The sequence below is a fragment of the Caulobacter sp. P1_D6 genome (assembly GCF_056406095.1).
In genome coordinates, this window is the sequence record NZ_JBFUAW010000009.1 from 71177 (window position 1) to 91783 (window position 20607).

Sequence of the window (20607 nt, forward strand, 5' to 3'; positions counted from 1 at the left end):
CGGTTCAGGCCTGGGCCGTTCCCAGCTTCGCGCCTTGCTCGCGCCAGAACGCCAGCATCCGATCCCAGGCCGTCGCCGGCTCGCGTTCGGGCAGCGCCTTGACCAGCTTGCGATAGAGCGTCTGGACCGGTCCCGGCGCCGTCAGCGTCGCGGAGAGGTCCAGGGCCTCGATCATCGACACGGCTTCCTTGCGGTAGTCGACCGGCAGCCTGCCGGCATGCGGCGCGGGCGTGCGGCAGTCGCCGAAGTCCAGCTTCACCCCGGTCAGCACCTCGATCGCCGTGGCCATGGTGCGGGCGTATTCGGGGTCCGCGCCCAGCCGGTCCACGTCGACCACCAGATCGGCGCGCGGCAGGGCCGCCACATAGGACAGCACATAGACGGCCAGGAAGGCGGCGAACGACACCCGGGCCGGCGCGCGTTTCAGCCGCTTGCGCACGGCCTGGATGCGCTCGAACAGGTCGCCCTTGGCCGCCGTCAGCCCCAGCCGCCGGGCCCCGGCCTCACCGCCCGCGGTCTCGGACAGGATCACGTACTGGCAGAGCTCGAAATAGGTCGGCCGGGGCCGCTTGCGCAGCGAATAGAACGACCGCCACTGCTGCACGGGATCGCGGATCAGCACGATGTGGGTGCCGCCGAACCGCCGCCGCAGCCAGCCGATCCGACCCAGGGTCCGGCAGCAGGCCAGCACTGGCGTGCGATCCTCGCGCCGCGCCGCCTCGATCAGGGTCTCGACATAGGCGGCCTGGCCCGGATCCTCGTGATCGGCCGGCAGGAAATAGTCGTCCAGGGCCAGGCGCGTCTCGAAACCGTGGACGCCGCCCTCCGGCCGCAGCAGGCCGGAAAATTCCGACAGGTAGGGCAGGCCTTCGTTCGGATGGCGCAGACCGCTGGTGGACGGCCGCTCCCGTTCGATCCACTCCGGCGTCAACCGCGCCAGCTGCTCGTGCCAGGGCTCGTAATAGGCCATCACCTCGGGAACGGCGCGGAAGCGATGCCAGACGTAGGTGCTGGAGCATCGCCAGCCGCTATGGACGAAGATCGGCGCGGAAGAAGGACGCGGCAATTTGAGATCACACCCGTGGAACAGACGACCACAGGCTGAAGCCCCAGCGTGGCTGGCGGATATCGGTTCGGGCTGGATTGGGGCGAGATTTGTAACCGGTGCGCCACCGGTGAAATCGATTGTTACGAAGGATGGCCCGGATTTACCGGATCGTCTTCAAATTGTATCTTTGAAACAAAACCTAGGATAGATTTCACGGAATCCTGGGCACGAAAAAGCCCGCCGATCGGAAATCGGCGGGCTCGATCGAAGGTCCGGCGAACCGGACTCCGGAATGGACTACTTGGCGTCCTTGGCGGTGTCGCTGACGGCGCCGCCGACCGACGAGACGTCCTTGCCGGCGCCTTCGACGGTGTTGCAGGCGGCGACGCTGAGGCTGGCGGCGATCGCGGCCAGAATGATGAGCTTGCGCATGGGTCTTCTCCGGTGATCGCCCCAAATGGGCGTCTAGGTGTTGCCCCTCTTGAACGTGGACGGCGCAGCTAGGTTCCGGTGATGGCGGGCTCGGCCGGCGGGACCAACGGCGTCGGGAAGATCAGGCGCACCAGGAGGCCGCCGGCCGGCGAGGTGTCGAACAGCAGCTTGCCGCGCAGCTGACGGGCGAAGGCGGTCATCAGGGTTCGACCCACGCCCTCGACCGGGCCCTTGGGCGCGCCGGGACCGTCGTCGCCGATCGCCAGCTCGGCTTCCTCGCCGCGCACGAAGAACTCGACCGTCAACGTGCCGCCGCGTTCGGCCAGGGCATGCTTCTGGGCGTTGGTGATGGCCTCGACCGCGAACAGGGCCAGGGGCGCCAGGCGGTCGGGATCGATGACCAGCGGGTCGGCGTGGACCTCGGTGCGGATCGGCCCGCCGGTCGACATGTCGCCGGCCAGCAGCAGGGCGGTCAGCTCCTCCAGGAACGGGCGCAGGTCCACGCGTTTGAGGTCGGGGCCCTGGTAGAGCGCGCGGTAGATCTGGGCCAGGGCGGTGATCCGCTGGCGGGTGTCGTTCAGGGCGGTGCGGGCGGCGGGATCGGTCAGGGCCCGTTGCTGCATGTTCAGCAGGCTGGAGATGATCTGCAGGTTGTTCTTCACCCGGTGATGGATCTCGCGCATCAGCGCGTCCTTCTCGCCCAGGCTGTCGCGCAGCGAGGCGTCGCGGGCGACGATGGCGGCGGCCATGTCGTCGAGCGTGGCGGCCAGTTCGCGGATTTCGGGCGGGGCGCGCTCGGCCTGAAGCGGCCGCACGGTGAACCGCCCCCGGGCGTAGATGGCCGCGACCCGGCGCAGATAGACGATCCAGCGGATCACCGCCTGTTCGGTGGCGTAGACCACCGCCGCCAAGGCCAGGACGAAGGCCAGCAGCGGGGCCAGCAGGCGCAGCATCGGGTTCAGCCACGCCCAGGACGCCAGGCCTGGGGCCTTGGCCGACAGGATGACGAACACCTCCTCGCCGACCAGGGGCGCGGCCGAGAAGTCGCGGGGGCGATCGTCGGCGTCGCGCCCCGACCACAGGGCCGAGCCGTTCTTGATGGTCTGGTCGCGCCAGGCCGTGGACGGCGTGCCGAACGCCCGCCGGTTGGTCGCCGCGAAGACGTGGCCCTCGGAGTCGGCCAGGGCCACCTCGGCGCCGCCCGGCAGGTAGCGGTTGGCGGTTTCGGGCTGGATGGTCGACAGGGTCAGCACGGCGGCCATGGCCCCGTCGAAGCGGCCGTCGCGCTTTTCGGCCCGCACCGCCGTCAGGACCGCGGGCTCGTCGGCGTAGTCGACGCCGGGAATGCTGGCCACGACCATGTGCGATCCGGCGGCCAGGCGCTGGAACCAGCGGCGATTGGCGCGCGTGGCGTCGGGCGGCGTGGTGGCGGCCGCGCAGGACACCCGGCCATAGGCGTCGAAGCGGATCAGGTTGGCGTAGCCCGGCAGGCGTTGCTTCACGGTGCCCAGGCGCTGGGTGCATTCCAGCCCGACCGAGCCCGGACCCAGGGTCTGGAGCAGGACGCCGGCCGCCTCGATGCGGGCGCGGGCGATCGCGGCGCTGCGGCCGGCCGCCAGCTCCAGGCTCTGGCGACGCGAGTCGGCCTCGGCCTTGAACGCGAACACCGATTGCAGGACGCCGAGGATCAGGACGGGCAAGAGCGCGAGGAACAGCGCGCCCGCCAGTCGAACCCGGATGGACCCGACCGCCCCGGCGCCTCGCCCTAGAAGAGACTTCACCGCAGGGTGCTCAGTCTCTCCGCGTCGGCCAGGATGGCGTACATGGCGTCGCCGGCGGCGGCGCCGTCGCGGTCATAGGCGCCGGCCTCGAGAATCGCCTGCAGGGCTCGCCGCGCCCGGCTCACCCGGCTCTTCACCGTGCCCACGGCGCAGCCGCAGATCTCGGCCGCCTCTTCGTAGGCGAAGCCGCCGGCCCCGACCAGGATCAGGGCTTCGCGCTGTTCAGGCGGCAGCATGGCAAGGCTGAGCCGCAGCTCGTCCAGGGCCACAGGCGCCTCGGGATCATCGACCGCCACCAGGGTGCGTTCGGCCGCTTCCTGGTCGAGCTGGCTCTGACGCCAGGACCGGCGCTTTTCCGAATAGAACTGGTTGCGCAGGATCATGAAGGTCCAGGCCTTCATGTTGGTGCCCAGCTGGAAGCTGGCGCGGGCGTCCCAGGCCTTCATCATGGCGTCCTGCGCCAGGTCGTCGGCCGCGGTGGGATCGCCCGTCAGGGTTCTGGCGAAGGCCCGCAGATGCGGGATGAGCGTGACGAGTTCCTTCTTGAAGGTCCCATCACGGGCCGGGTCGAACGGTGACCGGCCGACTTGCGCTTCGCTCATGCTCAACGCTCTCCCGAAGGCTTTTCGGCCTTGCGCAGGATGTCTAGAAATTCGTCCGGAACCGGCTCGTTCACGACCTCGTCGAACATTTGACGAAGCTTGACGCCGATAGCCTGCTGACGGAGCCGCGCTTCATCGAGCGCGGCCGCCCCTTTGCGGTGATCTTCCATGGCTACGTGTTCGATCATGTCCTCGACGCCGACAAAGCGCAGCGCCCGCCCCCTTTGGCCGAATGAGAGTACGCCGGATGACAACGTCGGATTCCCTATGGGGTTCCACAAGCTTGGGCATATGATGGCAAAATTCTTCTGACTTCGGAACCGGCCATGGAACCGGCGCCCAGGGGTCGCGTTTATGTTCGGATGGCCGCACGGCGTAGCTTCACCGCACCGTAGGCTTTTTTGTATCCGAAGACACTCACACGGGAGGGGTCATGAGTCTTCTTGCCCGGCTGGCGCCGCATTTGCCTTACGTTCGTCGCTATGCCCGCGCCCTGACCGGCGACCAGACCACTGGCGACCATTATGTCCGTGTCGCGCTCGAGGCCCTGGCGGCCGGCGAGCGGTCGCTGGACGCCAATCTGTCGCCGCGCGTCGCCTTGTATCGCGTTTTCCACGCCATCTGGCTGTCCTCGGGCGCCCAGCTCGAAGCGCGCCGCGACGACTCGATCAATCCGGCCGACGACGCCTCGCAGCGTCTGATGCGGATCGCGCCGCGCTCGCGCCAGGCGTTCCTGCTCACCGCCCTGGAAGGCTTCACCCCAACCGAAGCCTCGCAGATCCTCGACTGCGACTTCGCCGAGGTCGAGCGCCTGATCGCCGAAGCCCAGAGCGAGATCGACGCCGAACTGGCCACCGAGGTCCTGATCATCGAGGACGAACCGGTGATCGCGGCCGATATCGAAGCCCTGGTTCGCGAACTGGGACATGACGTGATCGACATCGCCGCCACCCGCGGCGAGGCGGTCGACGCGGTGACCCGTCGCACGCCCGGCCTGGTGCTGGCCGACATCCAGCTGGCCGACGGCTCGTCGGGCATCGATGCGGTCAAGGACATCCTGGCTCGTCTCGACGTGCCGGTGATCTTCATCACCGCCTTCCCCGAGCGCCTGCTGACCGGCGAGCGACCGGAACCGACCTTCCTGATCACCAAGCCCTTCCAGCCCGAAACGGTGAAGGCGGCGATCGGCCAGGCGCTGTTCTTCCACCCGCGCCGGACCCAGAAGGCCGCCTGAAGTCTCGGCAGGTTCTGAAACGATCAAGGCCCCGGTTCTCACCGGGGCCTTTTTCTTGTGCGCTGCGTTGGGGGTCGCGAAACCAGGCTAGCCGGCGGGCGTCTGCTTCACCGGCGCCTGCTCGGTCGAATAGCGTTCGGCTTCCTGCGTGCTCTTGGCGCCGTTGTTGTGCTCGACACCGGCCAGGTCGCCGGAACGCAGGCCCCAGGCTCCGAACAGCGCCGCCGCGGCCAAGACGGTCGAGATGATCAGCACCCAGAAAACGTGCTTGCCCCAGCGGCCCTGGCGGGCGCGGGTCGCGTTGACGGCGGGGTGATGTTGTTCGAGATCGGCGGGCATGGGAGGGCCTCCTTATCGGGCGGCGGAATAGGCCCCCGCGTACGGCGTCGCCGCACCGCTGGGCGCCAGGTTGTCGTTGAAATGCTGGAGAACGCCCGCCGAAGCCGCCACCGCGGCGATCACCGCCAAGGCGGTCAGGCGGTTGCTACGGGCCTTCTCCCGGCGCGTCGGCGCGTTTTCGAAGGCCAGTCCACCATGCTCGGCTTGATAGGTGCGGATCACGACGTTAGCTCCCCAGTCCAAGGCCACGCGGCCTTCGGGAAATCAACGTTTCGTGCCCGGCGGCGTTCCCTTCGGACTTGGCCGTGAGGCGTCCGCGCGACGCCTCGGAAAAATAATCGCGGAAAAGGCGAAAAAAGTTTCGCCGGGCGGGAACCGCCCTGGGGAAGCGACGTTTTCGAATTGCGGAGGCGGCGACGCCCCCCCGACTTGAGGCTGGTGAAAGCCAGCCTGCTGCCTCCGCACCCCTCTTCCAGCCCTCCGAGGCGGACCCGATCGGGCCCGCCTTTTTTAATGCCCGCAAGGGAGCCGAGGGGTGGGGTCGGGCTAGCGCAGCTTTCCGTCGAGATCGAACCGGATGTCGGTGCGCCGCCGCAGAGGACGGTTCTCGCCGTCGCTGGTCATCGCGCCCGCGTCCCCAGCCGCGCCGACGTCGAACTCCACGTTGCCGTAGCCCATCTTGCCCATCGTCTTCATCACCACGTCGGCCCGTTGCTTGGACAGCGCCAGATTGGCGCTGGGCGCGCCCACGGCGTCGGCCAGGCCGATCACCCTCACCGAGGCGACCTTGCAGCCCGTGGCCAGGGCGTCGGCGCTCTTGAGCACTGAGCGCGCCTCGTTGGTCAGCTTGGCCGACTGGCTCTCGAAATAGATCTGGACCGAGAAGTCCTCGCAGCTCGGCGCCGTCTGCACGATCTGGGAGCGCGACTTGGGCCAGGGATTAGTCGTCGTGCATCCCGCAGCCAGGGCGCCCACAGCCACCGCGCCGACAATCGTCAATCCGATTTTCTTCATCGCTTGCCCTCTCTGACGTCACGGCGCGCAAAAGGCGGCCGACACGTGTCGACCGCCTTTACGAAGATTTCAGGTCAGGCCCGACTTAACGGGGGCTGCCGTCTTCCCAGTAGTAACGACCGCTGCGCGAGTCGTAGTAGTAATACCGTCCGGCTCGCTCGTCATAGTACTGACGGCGATTGACGTTGGTCGCGCCGCAGCCGCCGTCCTCGCGGCAGCCCTTCACGGCGCCGACGGTGCCGCCCAGGGCCGCGCCGACCAGGGCGCCGGTGCTGGCGCTGCCGCCGCCGACATTGTTGCCGACCACGGCGCCCGCCAGGGCGCCCAGGGCCGCGCCGCCCGCGGCGTTACGTTCGGTGTTACCGGTGGCGGTGCAAGCGCTGGCCAGCACGCCGACGCCCAAGAGGGCGATCAAGGTCTTGTTCATCGTGGCTCTCCGTTCGAGCTTGTCCCAAGCAGGCAAACGGCCGCCTCCGCCAACGGTTCCGGGAACCCCCGGCCAAGCGCCGCCGTTTGTCGTCTCGAACCTTCCCGCGCCCCTTCGCGCCTCTTGGAATTTCGCATGCGTGTGGAAGTCGTCACCAACATCGCCTCCGGCTCGGTCGGCAAGGACGCTCCGGCTCAGGCCGAGGCCATACTGGCCGAACACGGCGTCACGGGGCGGGTCCACGCCCCCAGCGAAGGCGAGCTGAACGCCTGCCTGCGCGACGCCCTGGACGCCAAGCCCGACGCCATACTGGTGGTGGCCGGCGACGGCACCGCCCGGGCGGCCGCCGAGATGGCCGGTCCCGACGGTCCGATGATCGCGCCGCTGCCGGGCGGCACCATGAACATGCTGCCCCACGCCCTCTACGGCGTGGTTCCGTGGCCCGAGGCCATGGCCAGCTGCCTGAAGGACGGCCGGGAGCGGATGATCTCGGGCGGCGAGATCAACGGCCGCCTGTTCTTCGTCGCCGCCATCCTGGGCAGCCCCGCCCTCTGGGCCGAGGCCCGGGAAGCGGCGCGGGCCGGCCGCGCCGACCTGGCGCTGATGCGCGCCCAGCGGGCCCTGCGGCGGGCCTTCTCCAGCCGCCTTCGCTATGTGCTGGACGGCCGCCCCAAGGGCAAGACCGAGGCCCTGAGCCTCATGTGTCCCCTGGTCTCCGCCGAACTGCACGAGGACGAACAGGCCCTGGAAGCCGCCGCTCTCGATCCGGCCAGCGCCCTCGACATCTTCCGCCTGGGGGTCAACACCGTGACCGGCAACTGGCGCAACGACCCGTCGGTGATCGTCGGCCGCTGCCGGATCGGCAAGGTCTGGGCCGGCGGCCGGATCCCGGCCATCCTCGACGGCGAGCCGGTGCGCCTGGACGACACGGTCAGCATCCGCTTCCGCCCCAAGGCCTTCCGCGCCCTGGTCCCGCCCCAGGCGCCCGCCGCATGAAGCCGCTGAAGCTGGTCCAGGTCTCCGACATTCATTTCGGAGGCGAGCACAAGGCCGCCGTCGAGGCGGCCGTCGAGCGCATCCACGCCGAACGGCCCGACCTGGTGATCGCGGCCGGCGACCTGACCAAGGACGGCAAGGTCGAGGAGTTCGACGCCGTCCAGGCCTGGCTGGACCGCCTGCCCCAGCCGCGCATCGTCACGCCAGGCAATCACGACACCCCCTTCGTCGGTCCGCGGGAAATCCTGACCCGGCTTGTCTCGCCCTGGCGGCGATACGAAGACCGGTTCGGCGAGCGGATGAACAGCGACTGGGACGATCCGCGCGCCACGGTCGTCACGCTAAATTCGGCCCGCGCCTTCCAGCTGCGCCTCAACTGGTCCAAGGGCGCGGTGTCGCGCCGGCAGGTCCGCGACGTCTGCGCCGACCTGAAGCAGGCCGCGCCCGACGCCCTGAAGATCGTGGTCTGCCACCATCCCCTGATCGAGATGATCGGCGGCCCGATGACCGCCAAGGTGCACGGCGGCACGGCGGCCGCCCAGGCCTTCTCGCAGGCAGGGGTCGACCTGGTGCTGACCGGCCATATCCACGCGCCGTTCGTCCACCCCTACCCGTTCGCGGACGGCTGCACCCAGGCGGTGGGGTCGGGAACCCTGTCGGTGCGCGAGCGCGGCGTGCCGCCCAGCTTCAACGTGATCGAGGTCGACGACGTCGACATCCGCATCACCGCCCTGGCCTTCGAGCGGACGGAGTTCGTCACCTGGCGGACCTGGTCGGTCCCGCGCCGCTGCGTGCCCAAGGGCCCAAACGAAAACGGCGCGACCGAGGTCGCGCCGCTCAAGGTCTAGAACCGAACCCTAGACGGGTTCGGGATAGGTCCAGGCCGCGCCATGGCCCTTGGCCGCGGCGAACTGGGCGTCGGCGAACGCCCAGTTGGGCAGGACGTCGAACCAGGCTTCCAGGAAGCCCTTCCGGTTGTTCTGGTGGTCCAGATAGTAGGCGTGCTCCCAGACATCGCAGACCAGCAGCGGGGTGATGCCGTCCTTGGTCAGGGTGTCGTCCGCGTCGTGGGTCGACAGGATCACCAGCTTGCCGCCTTGCACGGCCAGCCAGACCCAGCCCGAACCGAAGTGGCCGACGCCTTCGGCGACGAACTTCTCCTTCAGGCCGGCCAGGTCGCCGAACGCTTCGGTGATGGCGGCGGTCAGCTCGGCCGAGGGGCCGGCCTTGTCGGCGCTCATGCAGTCCCAGAAGAACGCGTGGTTCCAGGCCTGGGCGGCGTTGTTGAACACCTTGCCGGGACCGGCTTCCTTGATCACCGCTTCCAGCGGACGCTTGTCGCCTTCCGGCAGCAGGCCGTTCAGCGCGTTCACATAGGCCGCGTGGTGCTTGTCATGGTGGAAATGAAGCGTGTTGGCCGAGATCGTCGGCTCCAAGGCTTCATAGGCGTAGGGGAGGTCGGGGAGTTTGAACATGATGGCTCCAGGGCAAAACGCCCCCGGAAGATGGGCGGGGAGGCCCAGAAAACCAGAGGCGGGAAAGGCTCGTCTTGTCGTTTAACGCTAGCGCGCTCGTCTATCGCGGCGGGGGCTTCTGCGAATCCAGCAAGGCCTTAGCGACGATCGCGGCCAGGGCCGGATTGCGGAAGGCGATGATCCCGGCCGCCAACCCTGCCCCGACGGTCAGGATCGGGCGATCCTTGACCATCTCGATGGCCTTCTCGGCGAAGGCGAAGGCGTCCGGCGCCGGCGCCGGACGGGTCCTGTCCTCGGCCTTGAGGGCGGCCACCAGGCCTGCGATCCCGACGATCGCCGCGGCCACCGCCGCGACCACCGCCGCCGCGCCGGCCGAACCGAGATGGGGCGCCAGCACCGCGAACAGCGCGAACGCGGCGGAGACCACGCTCACAGCAGCGGGGAACGCCGACGCCGAGGCCGGCCAGGGTGGCGGTGATCGGCCGCTCGCGAACGCGCTCGCTCACATAGCGGCCGGCTTCGTCGACCTGTTGGCTGGCCGTGTCGGTGTAGGTGCGGCTCTGGGCGCGCAGGGTTTCGAGGCCCTGGGTCAGCGACGCTTCGATGCGCTTGGCGGCGTCGGACAGGTTGGCCTTGGCCGAGGCGGCGGCCTCGCTGAGGTTGCTGCGGGCGGCGCTGGCGGCTTCGCCGAAGCTGCGCTCGGCGTGATCGAGGGCCGCGCCGGCGTTCGACGAGGCCTTGCTTGCTTCATTCAAGGCGGGGTTCAGGCTGTTGTCGGGCATGAGAATCTCCGGTTCGCGGCTCGGTTCTTGTTGGGGGCGGGCAGCGCGAAGCTGCGCCCGCACAACGCAATGCCGAGGCGACAAGTTCCATTGTAGCCTCAAGGCTGGAGCTTCACCACAGGTGATCTTCACCGCGCCTCGCAAAGGATCGGCGGGCGCCGCTTTTATCGATCTCGCGCCATGCGCGAACCCGGTCTATGGTCGAATCATGGACGATGCGGGCGGAACGCTGGCAGATGATCAGGAGGCGCGCCGGCTGCGCGCCCTCGACGCCCTTCGCGCCTTCGACGGCGACCCGGCCGACCCCCGGTTCGACCGGATCGTCCGCCTTGCCTCACGTCTGTTCGGCGCCCCGCGGGCGGCCATTCGCCTGATCGGCAAGGATCGTGTCTGGCTGAAAGCCAAGGTGGGCTTCGACCATGTCGAGGAACCTCGCCCCGCCGGCATCGCCGAACGTCTGCGCGAAAGCGGCGTCGTCTCGCATCCCGACCTGGCCGGCGCTCCCGAGCAGACCCTGCGCCCCTGGTGCGCCGACAGCCGCTTCTTCGCCTGCGCGCCGCTGAAGACCGCGTCGGGCGAGATCGTCGGCCTGCTGACCGTCGAGGACCCGCTCCCCCGGGAAGGCGTCGACATCGGACTGGCCGACGCCCTGGCCGACCTCGCCGCCCTGGCGATGGAAGAGCTGCTGCATGACGCCGAGACGGCTCGCAACGTCGCCGAGCGCACGCTGGACAGCGAACGCATCGCCCTGGCCCTGCACGCCGCCAACCTCGGCGAGTTCGTCTGGGACATCGTCGCCGACACCGTCCGGGTCAGCGCGCGGATGGCCAGCATCACCGAGCTTCCCGAAGGGGTCGCGCCGGCCGAGGGCGGCGACGCCCTCTACGCCTTCGTCCATCCCGACGAGCGCGAGGCGATCCGCGCCGAAGTCGAGGCCCAACTGCAGACCCAGGGCCGCTACGAGGTCGAGTTCCGGCGGGTGTCGTCCGATCCGCACCGGGTGGTCTGGAACAGCGTCGCCGGCCTGCTGGTGAAGGACGCCGGCGGCGAGCCGCTGCGGCTGATCGGCGTGGTCCAGGACATCACCGCCCGCAAGGACGCCGACGACCAGCGCGAGAACCTGCTCACCGAGCTGGACCACCGCATCAAGAACATCCTGGCCGCCGTGCAGTCGGTGGCCGGCCAGTCGGCCCGCAAGGCCTCGTCGCTGGACGGCTTCCTCAAGGCCTTCAACGGCCGGCTCAAGGCGATGAGCTCGGCCCACGACCTGCTGAGCGCGGCCCGCTGGCGCGGCGCGACCCTGGCGCGGATCGCGGCGGCCGAGCTGGGCGGCCTGGCGCCGAACCAGACCCGCTGGGACGGGCCGGAGCTGTTCCTGACCCCCCGCGCCGCGGCGGCCCTGTCGCTGACCCTGCACGAACTGGCCGTCAACGCGGTCAAGTACGGGTCGCTGTCGGTCGAGAGCGGCCGGGTCGAGGTGGTCTGGCGCGTGGCCCCCGGCGGCGGTTTCAATCTCGAATGGCTGGAGACCGGCGGGCCGATGACCTCGCCGCCGGACAAGCGCGGCTTCGGCATGACCCTGATCGAGGACGTGGTCGGCCGCGAACTGGGCGGGCGGGCGACCGTCGAATACAAGCGCAGCGGCGTCACGGCGATGATCCACGCCGCCGCCGACGCCCTGGTCGACGAACCCGAGCCGGAACCGGTCGAAGCCCCCGACGCCCGCATCGTCGAGACGGTGGGCGGCGGCGAGGACAGCTTCAGGTCCGGCGACATCGCGGGCCTGAAGGTGCTGATCGTCGAGGACTCGCTGCTGCTGGCCATGGAGCTGGAGGCGGGGCTGGAGGATTCCGGCGTCGAGGTGGTGGGCTGCGCGGCCGAGCTGGCCGAGGCCCTGCAGATGCTGGAGCTGACGTTCGACGCCGCCGTCCTGGACGCCGACCTCAACGGCCAGTCGGTGGCGCCGGTCGCCGAGGTGCTGCGCCGCGAGGGCCGGCCGTTCGTGTTCGCCACCGGCTACGCCGACAAGGCCGCCCCGATGGGCTTCGACGCCCCGATCGTGAGAAAGCCCTACAACGTCCACCAGATCGCCCGGGCGTTGGCCTCGGTGACGGGGCGCTAGAACTTCCCGAGCTTGGTGCGGCTAGCACTTGCCCCCTACGGGCCTTCGGTCGTCTTCCCCCAGAGGGTGAAGACGGCGCCGTGCGGCTGCTGGGGCGTCCTCCGCCCCCTGTGGGGGCGGACAGATGGCGAAGCCGTCAGGTGGGGGCAAGTGGGCGAGCCATCGCCCTAACCCGGCAGCCCCTCGAACGCCTCCAGCCCATCCGGAATCACCGCCCAATCAGGCCGACCCTTGACGAAGATCGCCACCTTGGGACGGAACAGCGACGGATCGTCCAGCGACCCCGCGTAGATCGTGTGGGAGTCCGTCTCGCCCACCGGCCCGCCGAACACCAGGCTGGCGCAGGTGGGACAGCTGTTGCGCACCGCGTCGCTGCCTCGCGCCGATACGCACACGAAAGTCTTGGTGGGGGCGCTGAACGTCAGGTCGGCGGCGGCGAAGGCCATGAACGGGATGAAGCCCGAGCCGGACGCCTTGCGGCAGTCGGCGCAATAGCAATGGCCCATGTAGAGCGGCTCGCCCCGCGCCTCGTAGCGCAGCGCCCCGCAGAGACAGCCGCCGGTGTAGATCTTCCCGTTCATCACACCACCCCCTTGGCCCGCAGGCCCGCGATCGTCTCGTCCGACAGCTTGACCACGTCGCGCAGCACCACGTCGGTGTGCTCGCCCAAGGCCGGCCCCGGCCAGCGCACCCCGCCGGGCGTGTCGGACAGCTTCGGAAACGCGTTCTGCATCTTCACCGTGCCGAACACCGGGTGGGCGACCTCGACGATCGACTCGCGGGCGGCGAACTGCGGGTCCTTCAGCATGTCGGGCGCGCGATAGACCCGGCCGACGGCCAGGCCCGCGTCCTCCAGCAGCGGCAGCAGCTCCTCGATGTCGTGCTCGACCGTCCACCCGGCGATCGTGGCGTCCAGCTGCAGCTGGCTTTGTCCTCTTGCCGCATGATCGCGGTAGCGCTCGTCGGTCGCCAGCTCGGGCCGGCCCATGGCGTCGCACAGCCGCTTGAACAGGGTGTCCTGGTTGGCGCCGATCAGGATCAGCTCGCCGCTGCGGGTGGGATAGACGTTGGACGGCGCGATGCCGGGCAGGATCGCGCCGGACCGCTCGCGCACATAGCCCGACAGGTCGTATTCGGTGATCAGGTTCTCCATCACCGTCAGCACGCTTTCGTAGATCGCCGCGTCGACCACCTGGCCCTTGCCGGTGGCGTGGCGGTTGTGGATGGCCATCATCACGCCGAGGGCTGCGTTGAGGCCGGCCAGGCTGTCGCCGATCGAGATCCCTGCCCGGGCCGGCGGCCGGTCGGCCTCGCCGGTGATGTGGCGCAGCCCGCCCATGGCCTCGCCGATCAGGGCGTAGCCGGCGCGGTGCGAATAGGGACCGGTCTGGCCGAACCCGGAGACCCGGGCCATCACCAGGCCGGGATTGGTCCTGGCCAGATCCTCGTACCCCATGCCCCACTTCTCCAGCGTGCCGGGCCGGAAGTTCTCGACCACCACGTCGGCGGTGTCGATCAGGGCGCGGGCGATGTCGCGGCCCTCGGGCGCGCGCAGGTCCAGCGTCACCGAGGTCTTGTTGCGGCCGATCACCGGCCACCAGGGCGAGTGGCCCTTCGGCTTAGTGCGGCCCCACTGCCGCATCGGATCGCCGGCCTTGGGATCCTCCAGCTTGATGACCTCGGCGCCGAAATCGCCCAGCACCTGGCCGCAGAACGGGCCCGCGATCAGCGAGCCCATCTCGATGACCCGCAGGCCGTTCAGCGGCGCGTCGGCCATGCGTTTCTCTCCCCAGGGTCACGGAACCATCACGGCTGCGTGAAGTTGATTAGGCCTCTGAGGCGCAAGCGCGGCGCCCGAACGATCAACGTTCTAGAAAAACGCGCAGGGAAAGAAAGCCATGACTCGTAAGCTTCTCATCGTCGGCGCCGCCATCGCCGCCCTCAGCGTCGCCGCCTGCGGCCAGAAAACCGACGAGACCAAGGGCGCCGCCACCCCGGCCGAACAGGCCGCCACCCCGGACGCCAACCCGTCGGCCACCGTCCCGACCCCGTCGGACGAGACCAAGGCCGCGACCTTCGTCGAGAAGGCCGCCGCCACCGACATGTACGAAATCGAGGCCGCCAAGGTCGCCGCCAAGCGCTCGACCAACGCCGAGGTGAAGAAGTTCGCCGCGATGATGGAAAAGGCCCACACCAAGACCACAGAGGACCTGAAGGCCGCCATCGCCGCCTCGGGCGCGGCCCTGACCCCGCCGACCGCCCTGCCGGCCGACCTGCAGGACAAGCTGGACGACCTGAACAAGGCCAGCAACGAGGACTTCGACAAGACCTATGCCGACGACCAGGTCGACGTCCACCAGGCGGCCCTGAACCTGATGCAGCGCTACGCCCAGGACGGCGACACCGCCGCCATCAAGGCCTTCGCCGCCGCCACGGCCCCGGCCGTGCAGGAACACTTGAACGAAGCCGAAGGCCTGAAGAAGGGCTTCGTGCACTAACCAAGACTGGACCGGAGCGCGCTTCGGCGCGCTCCGTACTTCTCAAGGGATCGCGTAGGCGACCGTCGCCTTGGCGGCGGCTCGCTCGCGCGATTCCGACCAGATCAGCACGTCGACCGTCGCGATCCGCCGGCCCAGCTTGAGCAGCGTCGCCTCGGCGTAGAGCTCGCCCGGCTTGGCGCCGCGCAGGAAATGGATGGTCAGCGACGTGGTCACGGCCATCGCCACCTCGCCGATATGGGCCAGGATCAGGGCGTAGGCCGCGGTGTCGGCCATGGCCATCTGGGTCGGCCCCGAGATCAGCCCGCCCGGCCGCAACGCCCGGCTGGCGAAGGCCTGGCGCACCAGCACTCGGCCGGGCCCGGCCTCCAGCACCTGCGGAAGCAGCGACCCCGCCTCGGGAAAGGCCTTCGACAGGAAGGCGTTCAGCGCCGCCGCATCGAGCTTCAGCTCCGTTTCGCCGGCCATTTCACCCTCCTCCCCGCCTTATTGCATCGTGACCTTGGCGGTGTTGTCGTCGCCGTTGCGGTCGATGACGATGTTGTAGGGGTCCACGCCCGCCACCTTCGGCGCGGCCTTGGTCACGAAGGTCAGGGTCTGGGTCCCCGTGCGGATCCGCCGGCGTTCGAAGGCCAGGACCTTGTCGTCGCCGAAGCCCTTCTTGCCGGGCTCCAGGCTGAACAGGCCGACATCCATCACCTCGTCCAACGGCGCGGCGGTCTCCTGGCCGCGGCCCTGGGCGTAGAGCTTCTTGGCCTCGATCGTCAGGACGGTCTCGAACCTCCCGTCGGGCAGCTTGCGCGTGACCGCCGTCTTGGTCTTCAGGTCGTAGAGGGTGATCTTCTCGAACAGGTCGGTGATCAGCGCCTGCTTGTCGGCCGGGACCTCGGCGCGCAGGGCGGCCAGGAAGTCGAGCGAGGTCGGATAGGGCGCGCCCTTGAAGGCGTGGTCGGCGATCAGCTTGCGCAGCGCCCGGTTCACCGTCTCCTCGCCCACCTCGTGCTGCAGCCGGTACATGACCAGCGAGCCCTTGCGGTAGTGGATGTAGGGCTGGTTCTCGACCCGGGCCAGCGGCTGCTCCTCCAGCGGATCGCCGCCGCGGGCCCGCAGGTAGCTGTTCAGCTCGAACTTCAGGAACTTGCGGATCTGGGCCTCGCCGTACATCCGCTTCATGACCATCAGGGCCGAGTACTGGGCGAAGGTCTCGCTCAGCATGGTGCCGCCCTGCTGGTCGGCGCCGATCACCTGGTGGGCCCACCACTGGTGGCCGATCTCGTGGGCGCCGACATAGGTGACCATGTCGATCTTCTCGGGATCGTCGTATTTGGCGATGAAGAACAGGTTCTCCGACCACGGAATGGTGTTGGCGAACGACTGGGCGAAGTCGGCGTAGCCGGGGAACTCCTGGAACCGCAGCTGGCGGAATTGATAGGGGCTGAAATTGGCCTGGTAGTAGTCGAGCGAGGCCTTCATCCCGGTCTTCATCCGCTCGATGTTCCACGGGTGGTGCGGGTCGTAATAGATCGCCAGGTCAACGCCCTTGTAGCGGTCGCGGGCCACGGCGTAGCGGGCCGACTGGATCGACATGTAGGGCAGGATCGGGGCCTCGGTGACGAAGCGGGCCGCGCGCCGGCCGCCCTGCGTCTGGTCGGAGACCTTGTAGCCGGGCGCGATCGGCGTCTGATCGGCATCCGTGGTCACTGTGATGTCCGAAGCGACGAAGTCCGCGTCGTGGCGCAGGCCGTTGAACTGCAGGCTGGCCACGTCGCCCAGCTTGGCCATCCGCCGCTCGGGCGGCAGGCCGTACTTGCGGCGCTTGGCGCGATCCTGCAGCAGGCCGTCGCGGCTCATGCCCAGCATCGGGGCGATCTCGGTGTTGTCGATGAACGTGCCGTTGTCGACCACGCGGGTGTCGTCGCCGCGGTTGCGGAAGCCGTCCTGGGCGCGATGGGTGATGAAGCTCATCATCCGCCGCTCGCCCGGCTTCATCGGCGTGTCGAACGCGAAGATCCGGTAGTTGAAGCGGTCGAAGGTCTGCTTGGAGCGGGCGCCCTCGATCGACAGACCCTTGACCTTCAGGTCGCGGTCGAAGCGGACGTGGATCTCCTTGAGGATCTGGCCGCTGCGGTTTTCCAGGGTGTAGACGCCCTTGGTGTTGACGCCCGGATCGTGCGGATAGAGGTCGACGTCCAGCTTCATCGCCACGATCTTGGGTTGGGGCGTGGTCTCGAAGCGCAGCAGGGTCTTCTCGTAGTCGGCCTGCCACTTCTCGTTGTCGATCCGGGTCCGGTAGGGATTCCAGACGTTGGTGTTCAGGTAGATGAAGCCGCCGACGGCGACGAACACCACCATGGCGACCGCGAAGGTCAGGCCGGCCTTGCCGGTCAGGCGCGAGGGCAGACGCCGCAGCCGCGGCCAGAGCCTGGTCTCGGTCCCGCGACGCCAGAGGGCGTAGCCCAGCACCACCAGGCCGGTCGCGAAGGCGCCCCAATAGACGCGGGTCCACCAGGCGCCTATCCAGAACTTGCCCAGGCGGTTGATGTCGGAGGTCGGGGTCATCAGGCCGACCAGTCCGCCGCCGCCGTAGTTGTAGAGGCGGTGCTCGAAGCCGAGGTTGGCGAACGTCTGGCCGGCTACGATGTAAAGCACCATCAGGCCCCAGCCGACGAACTTGTGCGGGCTCAGCACCTGCAGGAACACCGCCAGCACCGCCAGCAGGATCACGTTCACCGACATCGGCGCGACGTACCAGAGCAGGTACTTGTCGAGCTCGAGATTGGCGTAGCCGTGGGCCAGTTGGCTGACCATCGCGGCCAGCACGCTGACCAGCAGGGTCGAGATCAACACCAGCGAGATCGCCGCCACCTTGGGCGCGATGAAGGCCCAGTCGGCCACCGGGGTCGCCTCGATGATCTCGTGGGTCTTGCGGTCGCGCTCGCGCCAGACCAGCTCGCCGGCGTAGTAGATCGAGATGATCACCGGGATCAGGGTGAACGAACCGATCAGCGGGTTCAGCAGCACCCGGGTCAGCGGATAGATGGCCCCGCCGTAGCTGGTCTCGTCGGTCGCGAACCACAGGGCGCCCGCAGCGTTGAACAGCCCCAGGGCCAGCAGCACGAAATAGGCCGGGCTCTTGAACACCTGGCCCATGTCCAGGCGGGTGCGCGCCACCAGCTGCGCCCAGGCCCAGTTCGCGTCGAAACGGGTGCTGACGGGAGCGGCCAGGACGGTCGGCGGCGTTTCGGCCGCGGCCTCGGCCTGCGTCTGGCGGCGGCGGGCCTTCCTGGTCTTGCCCGACAGCTCGGCGGCCTGCAGGCGGAAGCCGAAATGGGCCGCCACCAGGAAGACGGCCGACAGGACCAGCACGAAGACGCGGTTGAACAGCAAAACGCCGTCCACGGGCGGCACCAGGGTGTTGCGCTCGCTGACCGTCCAATACTTGCTGACCAGGCCGTAGGCCGAACCGCCCAGCGGCTCCCACTGAGCCACGGCGTGCTCGAACTCGGGCTTGTTCAGGGCGATGTTGGCCACCACCCAGATCACAAGGAAGCCGATGACCCCGACATAGGTCCACATCATCGAGCGGGTGACCGTGGCCAGGGCGAAGAACATCGCCGAGGTCAGCAGCAGGGTCGGAAGCGCGATCACGCCATAGGCGAACAGGTAGGCGTCCCAGCGGTTGGGACCCAGCAGCTCGCTGTCGACCCAGGGCATGTGCGAGCCGATCCATACCGCGGCCGGCACCACCAGGAACGAGATCGCCGCGGCCAGGAACGCGCCGACGAAGCGGCCGTACAGATAGTCGAACTTGGTCAGGCGGGTGGTGCGCAGGATGGGGCCGAAGCCGGTCTCGTCGTCGCGCACGATCACGTTCGACACGAAGGCCGTGGTCACGAACATGTAGAAGAGCGAGAAGACCATGCTGGCCTGGGCCAGGGCGTACGGGCCGTTGCGATGGTCGCTGGGGCCCAGGCCGATCGAGAAGTTGCTGACGGTCGTGATCGCGAAGGCCAGCAGCAGGAAAATCACCGTCACCACCCAGAAGACGGGCGATTTCAGCTGGTAGCGGAGTTCGAAGCCCGCGATCTTGCCAAACATCCGGGCGCCCTCAGGCCGCGCGACGGGTGTTGGACAGGGTGGAGAAGTAGACGTCCTCCAGCCCGCCCTCGACCGGCGTGAAGCCGTTGCCCGGATCCTGGTCCGCCAGAACGTGGATCACGGTGCGGCCGCCCAGCAGGCGCGTGGAGATGACCTGGTGCTCCTTCTTGGCCGCCTCGAGCTCGGCCTTGTCGATGACCTTGCGCCAGATCCGGCCCGAAAGCTGGCCGACCAGGTCGCGCGGCGCGCCTTCCTTGACGATGCGGCCGTCGCAGATGATCGCCATGGCCGGGCAGAGGTCCGACACGTCCTCGACGATGTGGGTCGACAGGATCACCACCACGTTCTCGCCGATCTCGGCCAGCAGGTTGAGGAAGCGGTTGCGCTCTTCGGGGTCGAGGCCGGCGGTGGGCTCGTCGACGATGATCAGGCGCGGATCGCCGATCAGGGCCTGGGCGATGCCGAACCGCTGGCGCATGCCGCCCGAGAAGCCGGCGATGGCCTTCTTGCGCACGTCCCACAGATTGACCTGGTTGAGCAGGCTCTCGACCACCGCCTTGCGGTCTTTCGCGTCGGCGATGCCCTTCAGCACCGCCATGTGGTCGAGCATGTCGTAGGCCGACACCCGCGGATAGACGCCGAAGTCCTGCGGCAGGTAGCCCAGGGTGCGCCGCAGCTGGTCAGGCGACTTCAGCACGTCGATGTCGCCGAAGCGGATATGGCCCGAGGTCGGGGCCTGCAGGGTGGCGACGGTGCGCATCAGGGTCGACTTGCCCGCGCCGTTCGGCCCCAGCAGGCCGTACATGCCGCCGGGTATGGTCAGGCTGACCTCGTCGAGGGCCTTCACGCCGTTGGCGTAGACGTGAGTCAGGTTCTCGATGATCAGCATCGTCGGTCCCGGGCCCCTTCGACGTCGACATGGCGGGTTTTCGCCACAATTGCCTACCCGTCATGCCTTGTCGTCGCAGGTCGGGGCAAGTGAAAGAACGTTTAGACACGCGTCGTGGCCGGCGTGTTGCAGGATCATGTCCTCACGAAGGTGACTTTTGGCGAAGCGGGTTTGGGTCTAATCAGGCGCCATGACGCACTTCGCCTTCCCCCCGCCCGCCCAGTCCACGGTTCCGGTCGAAGGCGGCGACTCCGTCTTTCCCGTGCGCCGGATCCTCTGCGTAGGCCGCAACTACGCGGCGCATCGGCGCGAGATGGGCGCCGACGAGCGCGATCCGCCGTTCTTCTTCGCCAAGCCGGCCGACGCCGTGGTGATCGGCGACAAGGTCCCCTATCCGGTCGCCACCCACGACCTGCACCACGAGATCGAGCTGGTGATCGCCCTGAAGTCGGGCGGCGCCAACATCGCGGTCGAGGCGGCGATGAGCCACGTGTTCGGCTACGCGGTCGGGGTCGACCTGACGCGGCGCGACCTGCAGGCCGCCGCCAAGACCAAGAGCCATCCCTGGGACTCGGCCAAGGGCTTCGACGCCAGCGCCCCGATCACCGCCATCGTCCCCGCCGACAAGGCCAAGCCCGACGGGGCGATCACGCTCAGCGTCAACGGCCAGCTTCGCCAGAGCGGCCAGGTCGCCGACATGATCTGGACGATCCCCGAGATCATCGCCGAAGCCTCCAAGCTGTGGACCCTGGCGGCCGGCGACCTGATCTTCACCGGCACACCCGAGGGCGTGGCCGCCATCGGCCGGGGCGACCGGGTCGAGGGCGTGGTCGAGGGCGTCGGCAAGCTGACCTTCACCGTCGTCTGAGG

Annotated in this window: 22 protein-coding genes; 6 read left to right on the forward strand and 16 right to left on the reverse strand. The window is 68.7% G+C overall.

The annotated features are described in order from the left end of the window. Positions 1-4 precede the first annotated feature (4 nt). The 5 genes from AC1DYP_RS06675 to nepR form a co-directional block, all read right to left on the reverse strand. A complete protein-coding gene (locus AC1DYP_RS06675) occupies positions 5-1066 on the reverse strand; it encodes a hypothetical protein (RefSeq protein ID WP_477045680.1) in 1062 nt (353 codons plus the stop codon). A 279-nt stretch (positions 1067-1345) separates the two neighbouring features. Further along, positions 1346-1480, reverse strand: coding sequence for an entericidin A/B family lipoprotein (locus AC1DYP_RS06680; RefSeq protein WP_422182087.1), 135 nt, complete (start codon positions 1478-1480; stop codon positions 1346-1348). A 68-nt stretch (positions 1481-1548) separates the two neighbouring features. Then, a complete protein-coding gene (gene phyK / locus AC1DYP_RS06685) occupies positions 1549-3261 on the reverse strand; it encodes a sensor histidine kinase PhyK (RefSeq protein ID WP_477045681.1) in 1713 nt (570 codons plus the stop codon). Further along, positions 3258-3863 (reverse strand): sigma-70 family RNA polymerase sigma factor, encoded by a 606-nt coding sequence (locus tag AC1DYP_RS06690; RefSeq protein WP_028040105.1) that lies wholly within the window; start codon positions 3861-3863, stop codon positions 3258-3260. The genes phyK and AC1DYP_RS06690 overlap by 4 nt, the downstream gene beginning before the upstream one ends. A 2-nt stretch (positions 3864-3865) precedes the next feature. Next, a complete protein-coding gene (gene nepR, locus AC1DYP_RS06695; RefSeq protein ID WP_477045682.1) occupies positions 3866-4051 on the reverse strand; it encodes an anti-sigma T factor NepR in 186 nt (61 codons plus the stop codon). A 245-nt stretch (positions 4052-4296) separates the two neighbouring features. Here nepR and phyR point away from each other — a divergent pair, with 245 nt between their 5' ends. Continuing rightward, the gene (gene phyR, locus AC1DYP_RS06700; RefSeq protein ID WP_477035043.1) at positions 4297-5097 is read left to right on the forward strand and encodes an anti-anti sigma factor/receiver protein PhyR; all 801 of its coding nucleotides are present in this window, start codon (positions 4297-4299) and stop codon (positions 5095-5097) included. Positions 5098-5184: 87 nt separating this feature from the next. On the opposite strand, the gene AC1DYP_RS06705 is transcribed toward phyR, so the two are convergent. The 4 genes from AC1DYP_RS06705 to AC1DYP_RS06720 all read right to left on the reverse strand — a co-directional run bounded on the left by AC1DYP_RS06705 (position 5185) and on the right by AC1DYP_RS06720 (position 6877). Further along, on the reverse strand, positions 5185-5436 hold the full coding sequence (locus AC1DYP_RS06705) for a hypothetical protein (RefSeq protein WP_477035042.1): 252 nt from the start codon (positions 5434-5436) through the stop codon (positions 5185-5187). Between the two features lie 12 nt (positions 5437-5448). Beyond that, complete coding sequence (locus tag AC1DYP_RS06710; protein ID WP_477045683.1) at positions 5449-5658, reverse strand: hypothetical protein; 210 nt, start codon at positions 5656-5658, stop codon at positions 5449-5451. A gap of 324 nt (positions 5659-5982) precedes the next feature. Continuing rightward, a complete protein-coding gene (locus AC1DYP_RS06715; RefSeq protein WP_477045684.1) occupies positions 5983-6450 on the reverse strand; it encodes an OmpA family protein in 468 nt (155 codons plus the stop codon). An 85-nt stretch (positions 6451-6535) separates the two neighbouring features. Then, positions 6536-6877, reverse strand: a complete 342-nt coding sequence (locus AC1DYP_RS06720; protein WP_477035039.1) for a YMGG-like glycine zipper-containing protein — start codon at positions 6875-6877, stop codon at positions 6536-6538. Between the two features lie 135 nt (positions 6878-7012). On the opposite strand from AC1DYP_RS06720, the gene AC1DYP_RS06725 reads away from it, so the two are divergent. Together AC1DYP_RS06725 and AC1DYP_RS06730 are read left to right on the forward strand one after the other, a co-directional pair. Further along, positions 7013-7873, forward strand: a complete 861-nt coding sequence (locus AC1DYP_RS06725) for a diacylglycerol/lipid kinase family protein (RefSeq protein WP_477045685.1) — start codon at positions 7013-7015, stop codon at positions 7871-7873. Further along, the gene (locus AC1DYP_RS06730) at positions 7870-8721 is read left to right on the forward strand and encodes a metallophosphoesterase family protein (RefSeq protein WP_477045686.1); all 852 of its coding nucleotides are present in this window, start codon (positions 7870-7872) and stop codon (positions 8719-8721) included. Before AC1DYP_RS06725 ends, AC1DYP_RS06730 begins: the two co-directional genes overlap by 4 nt. A 9-nt stretch (positions 8722-8730) precedes the next feature. On the opposite strand, the gene AC1DYP_RS06735 is transcribed toward AC1DYP_RS06730, so the two are convergent. Continuing rightward, entirely contained in the window at positions 8731-9348 is a 618-nt protein-coding gene (locus AC1DYP_RS06735) for a superoxide dismutase (protein ID WP_477045687.1), read from the reverse strand. A 100-nt stretch (positions 9349-9448) separates the two neighbouring features. Next, a complete protein-coding gene (locus tag AC1DYP_RS06740; RefSeq protein WP_477045688.1) occupies positions 9449-9781 on the reverse strand; it encodes a hypothetical protein in 333 nt (110 codons plus the stop codon). A gap of 557 nt (positions 9782-10338) precedes the next feature. Here AC1DYP_RS06740 and AC1DYP_RS06745 point away from each other — a divergent pair. Further along, positions 10339-12252, forward strand: coding sequence for an HWE histidine kinase domain-containing protein (locus AC1DYP_RS06745; protein WP_477045689.1), 1914 nt, complete (start codon positions 10339-10341; stop codon positions 12250-12252). A gap of 167 nt (positions 12253-12419) precedes the next feature. Here AC1DYP_RS06745 and AC1DYP_RS06750 read toward each other — a convergent pair whose 3' ends face one another. Beyond that, the gene (locus AC1DYP_RS06750; protein ID WP_477045690.1) at positions 12420-12833 is read right to left on the reverse strand and encodes a GFA family protein; all 414 of its coding nucleotides are present in this window, start codon (positions 12831-12833) and stop codon (positions 12420-12422) included. Next, complete coding sequence (locus tag AC1DYP_RS06755; protein WP_477045691.1) at positions 12833-14029, reverse strand: CaiB/BaiF CoA transferase family protein; 1197 nt, start codon at positions 14027-14029, stop codon at positions 12833-12835. Before AC1DYP_RS06755 ends, AC1DYP_RS06750 begins: the two co-directional genes overlap by 1 nt. 121 nt (positions 14030-14150) lie before the next feature. Between AC1DYP_RS06755 and AC1DYP_RS06760 the strand changes: the two genes are divergently transcribed. Next, a complete protein-coding gene (locus AC1DYP_RS06760) occupies positions 14151-14750 on the forward strand; it encodes a DUF4142 domain-containing protein (protein ID WP_477045692.1) in 600 nt (199 codons plus the stop codon). A gap of 42 nt (positions 14751-14792) precedes the next feature. Here the strand turns inward: AC1DYP_RS06760 and AC1DYP_RS06765 are convergent, their stop codons facing one another. From AC1DYP_RS06765 to AC1DYP_RS06775, 3 genes are read right to left on the reverse strand one after another with little or no spacing between them, the layout of a single operon-like run. After that, the gene (locus AC1DYP_RS06765; RefSeq protein ID WP_477045693.1) at positions 14793-15218 is read right to left on the reverse strand and encodes a PaaI family thioesterase; all 426 of its coding nucleotides are present in this window, start codon (positions 15216-15218) and stop codon (positions 14793-14795) included. 18 nt (positions 15219-15236) lie between these two features. After that, complete coding sequence (locus tag AC1DYP_RS06770; protein WP_477045694.1) at positions 15237-18848, reverse strand: ABC transporter permease/M1 family aminopeptidase; 3612 nt, start codon at positions 18846-18848, stop codon at positions 15237-15239. Positions 18849-18858: 10 nt separating this feature from the next. Continuing rightward, complete coding sequence (locus tag AC1DYP_RS06775) at positions 18859-19737, reverse strand: ABC transporter ATP-binding protein (RefSeq protein WP_477045695.1); 879 nt, start codon at positions 19735-19737, stop codon at positions 18859-18861. A gap of 190 nt (positions 19738-19927) precedes the next feature. Here AC1DYP_RS06775 and AC1DYP_RS06780 point away from each other — a divergent pair, with 190 nt between their 5' ends. Then, positions 19928-20605, forward strand: coding sequence for a fumarylacetoacetate hydrolase family protein (locus AC1DYP_RS06780; RefSeq protein ID WP_477045696.1), 678 nt, complete (start codon positions 19928-19930; stop codon positions 20603-20605). The last annotated feature ends 2 nt before the right edge of the window (positions 20606-20607 follow it).

Bases quoted from the DNA above. Each gene is read 5' to 3' on its own strand.
- AC1DYP_RS06725 (WP_477045685.1), top strand. From the start codon at position 7,013: ATGCGTGTGGAAGTCGTCACCAACATCGCCTCCGGCTCGGTCGGCAAG.
- phyR (WP_477035043.1), top strand. From the start codon at position 4,297: ATGAGTCTTCTTGCCCGGCTGGCGCCGCATTTGCCTTACGTTCGTCGC.
- AC1DYP_RS06770 (WP_477045694.1), bottom strand. From the start codon at position 18,848: ATGTTTGGCAAGATCGCGGGCTTCGAACTCCGCTACCAGCTGAAATCG.
- AC1DYP_RS06715 (WP_477045684.1), bottom strand. From the start codon at position 6,450: ATGAAGAAAATCGGATTGACGATTGTCGGCGCGGTGGCTGTGGGCGCC.
- AC1DYP_RS06680 (WP_422182087.1), bottom strand. From the start codon at position 1,480: ATGCGCAAGCTCATCATTCTGGCCGCGATCGCCGCCAGCCTCAGCGTC.
- AC1DYP_RS06755 (WP_477045691.1), bottom strand. From the start codon at position 14,029: ATGGCCGACGCGCCGCTGAACGGCCTGCGGGTCATCGAGATGGGCTCG.
- AC1DYP_RS06690 (WP_028040105.1), bottom strand. From the start codon at position 3,863: ATGAGCGAAGCGCAAGTCGGCCGGTCACCGTTCGACCCGGCCCGTGAT.
- AC1DYP_RS06735 (WP_477045687.1), bottom strand. From the start codon at position 9,348: ATGTTCAAACTCCCCGACCTCCCCTACGCCTATGAAGCCTTGGAGCCG.
- AC1DYP_RS06705 (WP_477035042.1), bottom strand. From the start codon at position 5,436: ATGCCCGCCGATCTCGAACAACATCACCCCGCCGTCAACGCGACCCGC.
- AC1DYP_RS06775 (WP_477045695.1), bottom strand. From the start codon at position 19,737: ATGCTGATCATCGAGAACCTGACTCACGTCTACGCCAACGGCGTGAAG.
- AC1DYP_RS06780 (WP_477045696.1), top strand. From the start codon at position 19,928: ATGACGCACTTCGCCTTCCCCCCGCCCGCCCAGTCCACGGTTCCGGTC.
- AC1DYP_RS06765 (WP_477045693.1), bottom strand. From the start codon at position 15,218: ATGGCCGGCGAAACGGAGCTGAAGCTCGATGCGGCGGCGCTGAACGCC.
- AC1DYP_RS06760 (WP_477045692.1), top strand. From the start codon at position 14,151: ATGACTCGTAAGCTTCTCATCGTCGGCGCCGCCATCGCCGCCCTCAGC.
- AC1DYP_RS06720 (WP_477035039.1), bottom strand. From the start codon at position 6,877: ATGAACAAGACCTTGATCGCCCTCTTGGGCGTCGGCGTGCTGGCCAGC.
- AC1DYP_RS06750 (WP_477045690.1), bottom strand. From the start codon at position 12,833: ATGAACGGGAAGATCTACACCGGCGGCTGTCTCTGCGGGGCGCTGCGC.
- AC1DYP_RS06745 (WP_477045689.1), top strand. From the start codon at position 10,339: ATGGACGATGCGGGCGGAACGCTGGCAGATGATCAGGAGGCGCGCCGG.
- AC1DYP_RS06730 (WP_477045686.1), top strand. From the start codon at position 7,870: ATGAAGCCGCTGAAGCTGGTCCAGGTCTCCGACATTCATTTCGGAGGC.
- nepR (WP_477045682.1), bottom strand. From the start codon at position 4,051: ATGATCGAACACGTAGCCATGGAAGATCACCGCAAAGGGGCGGCCGCG.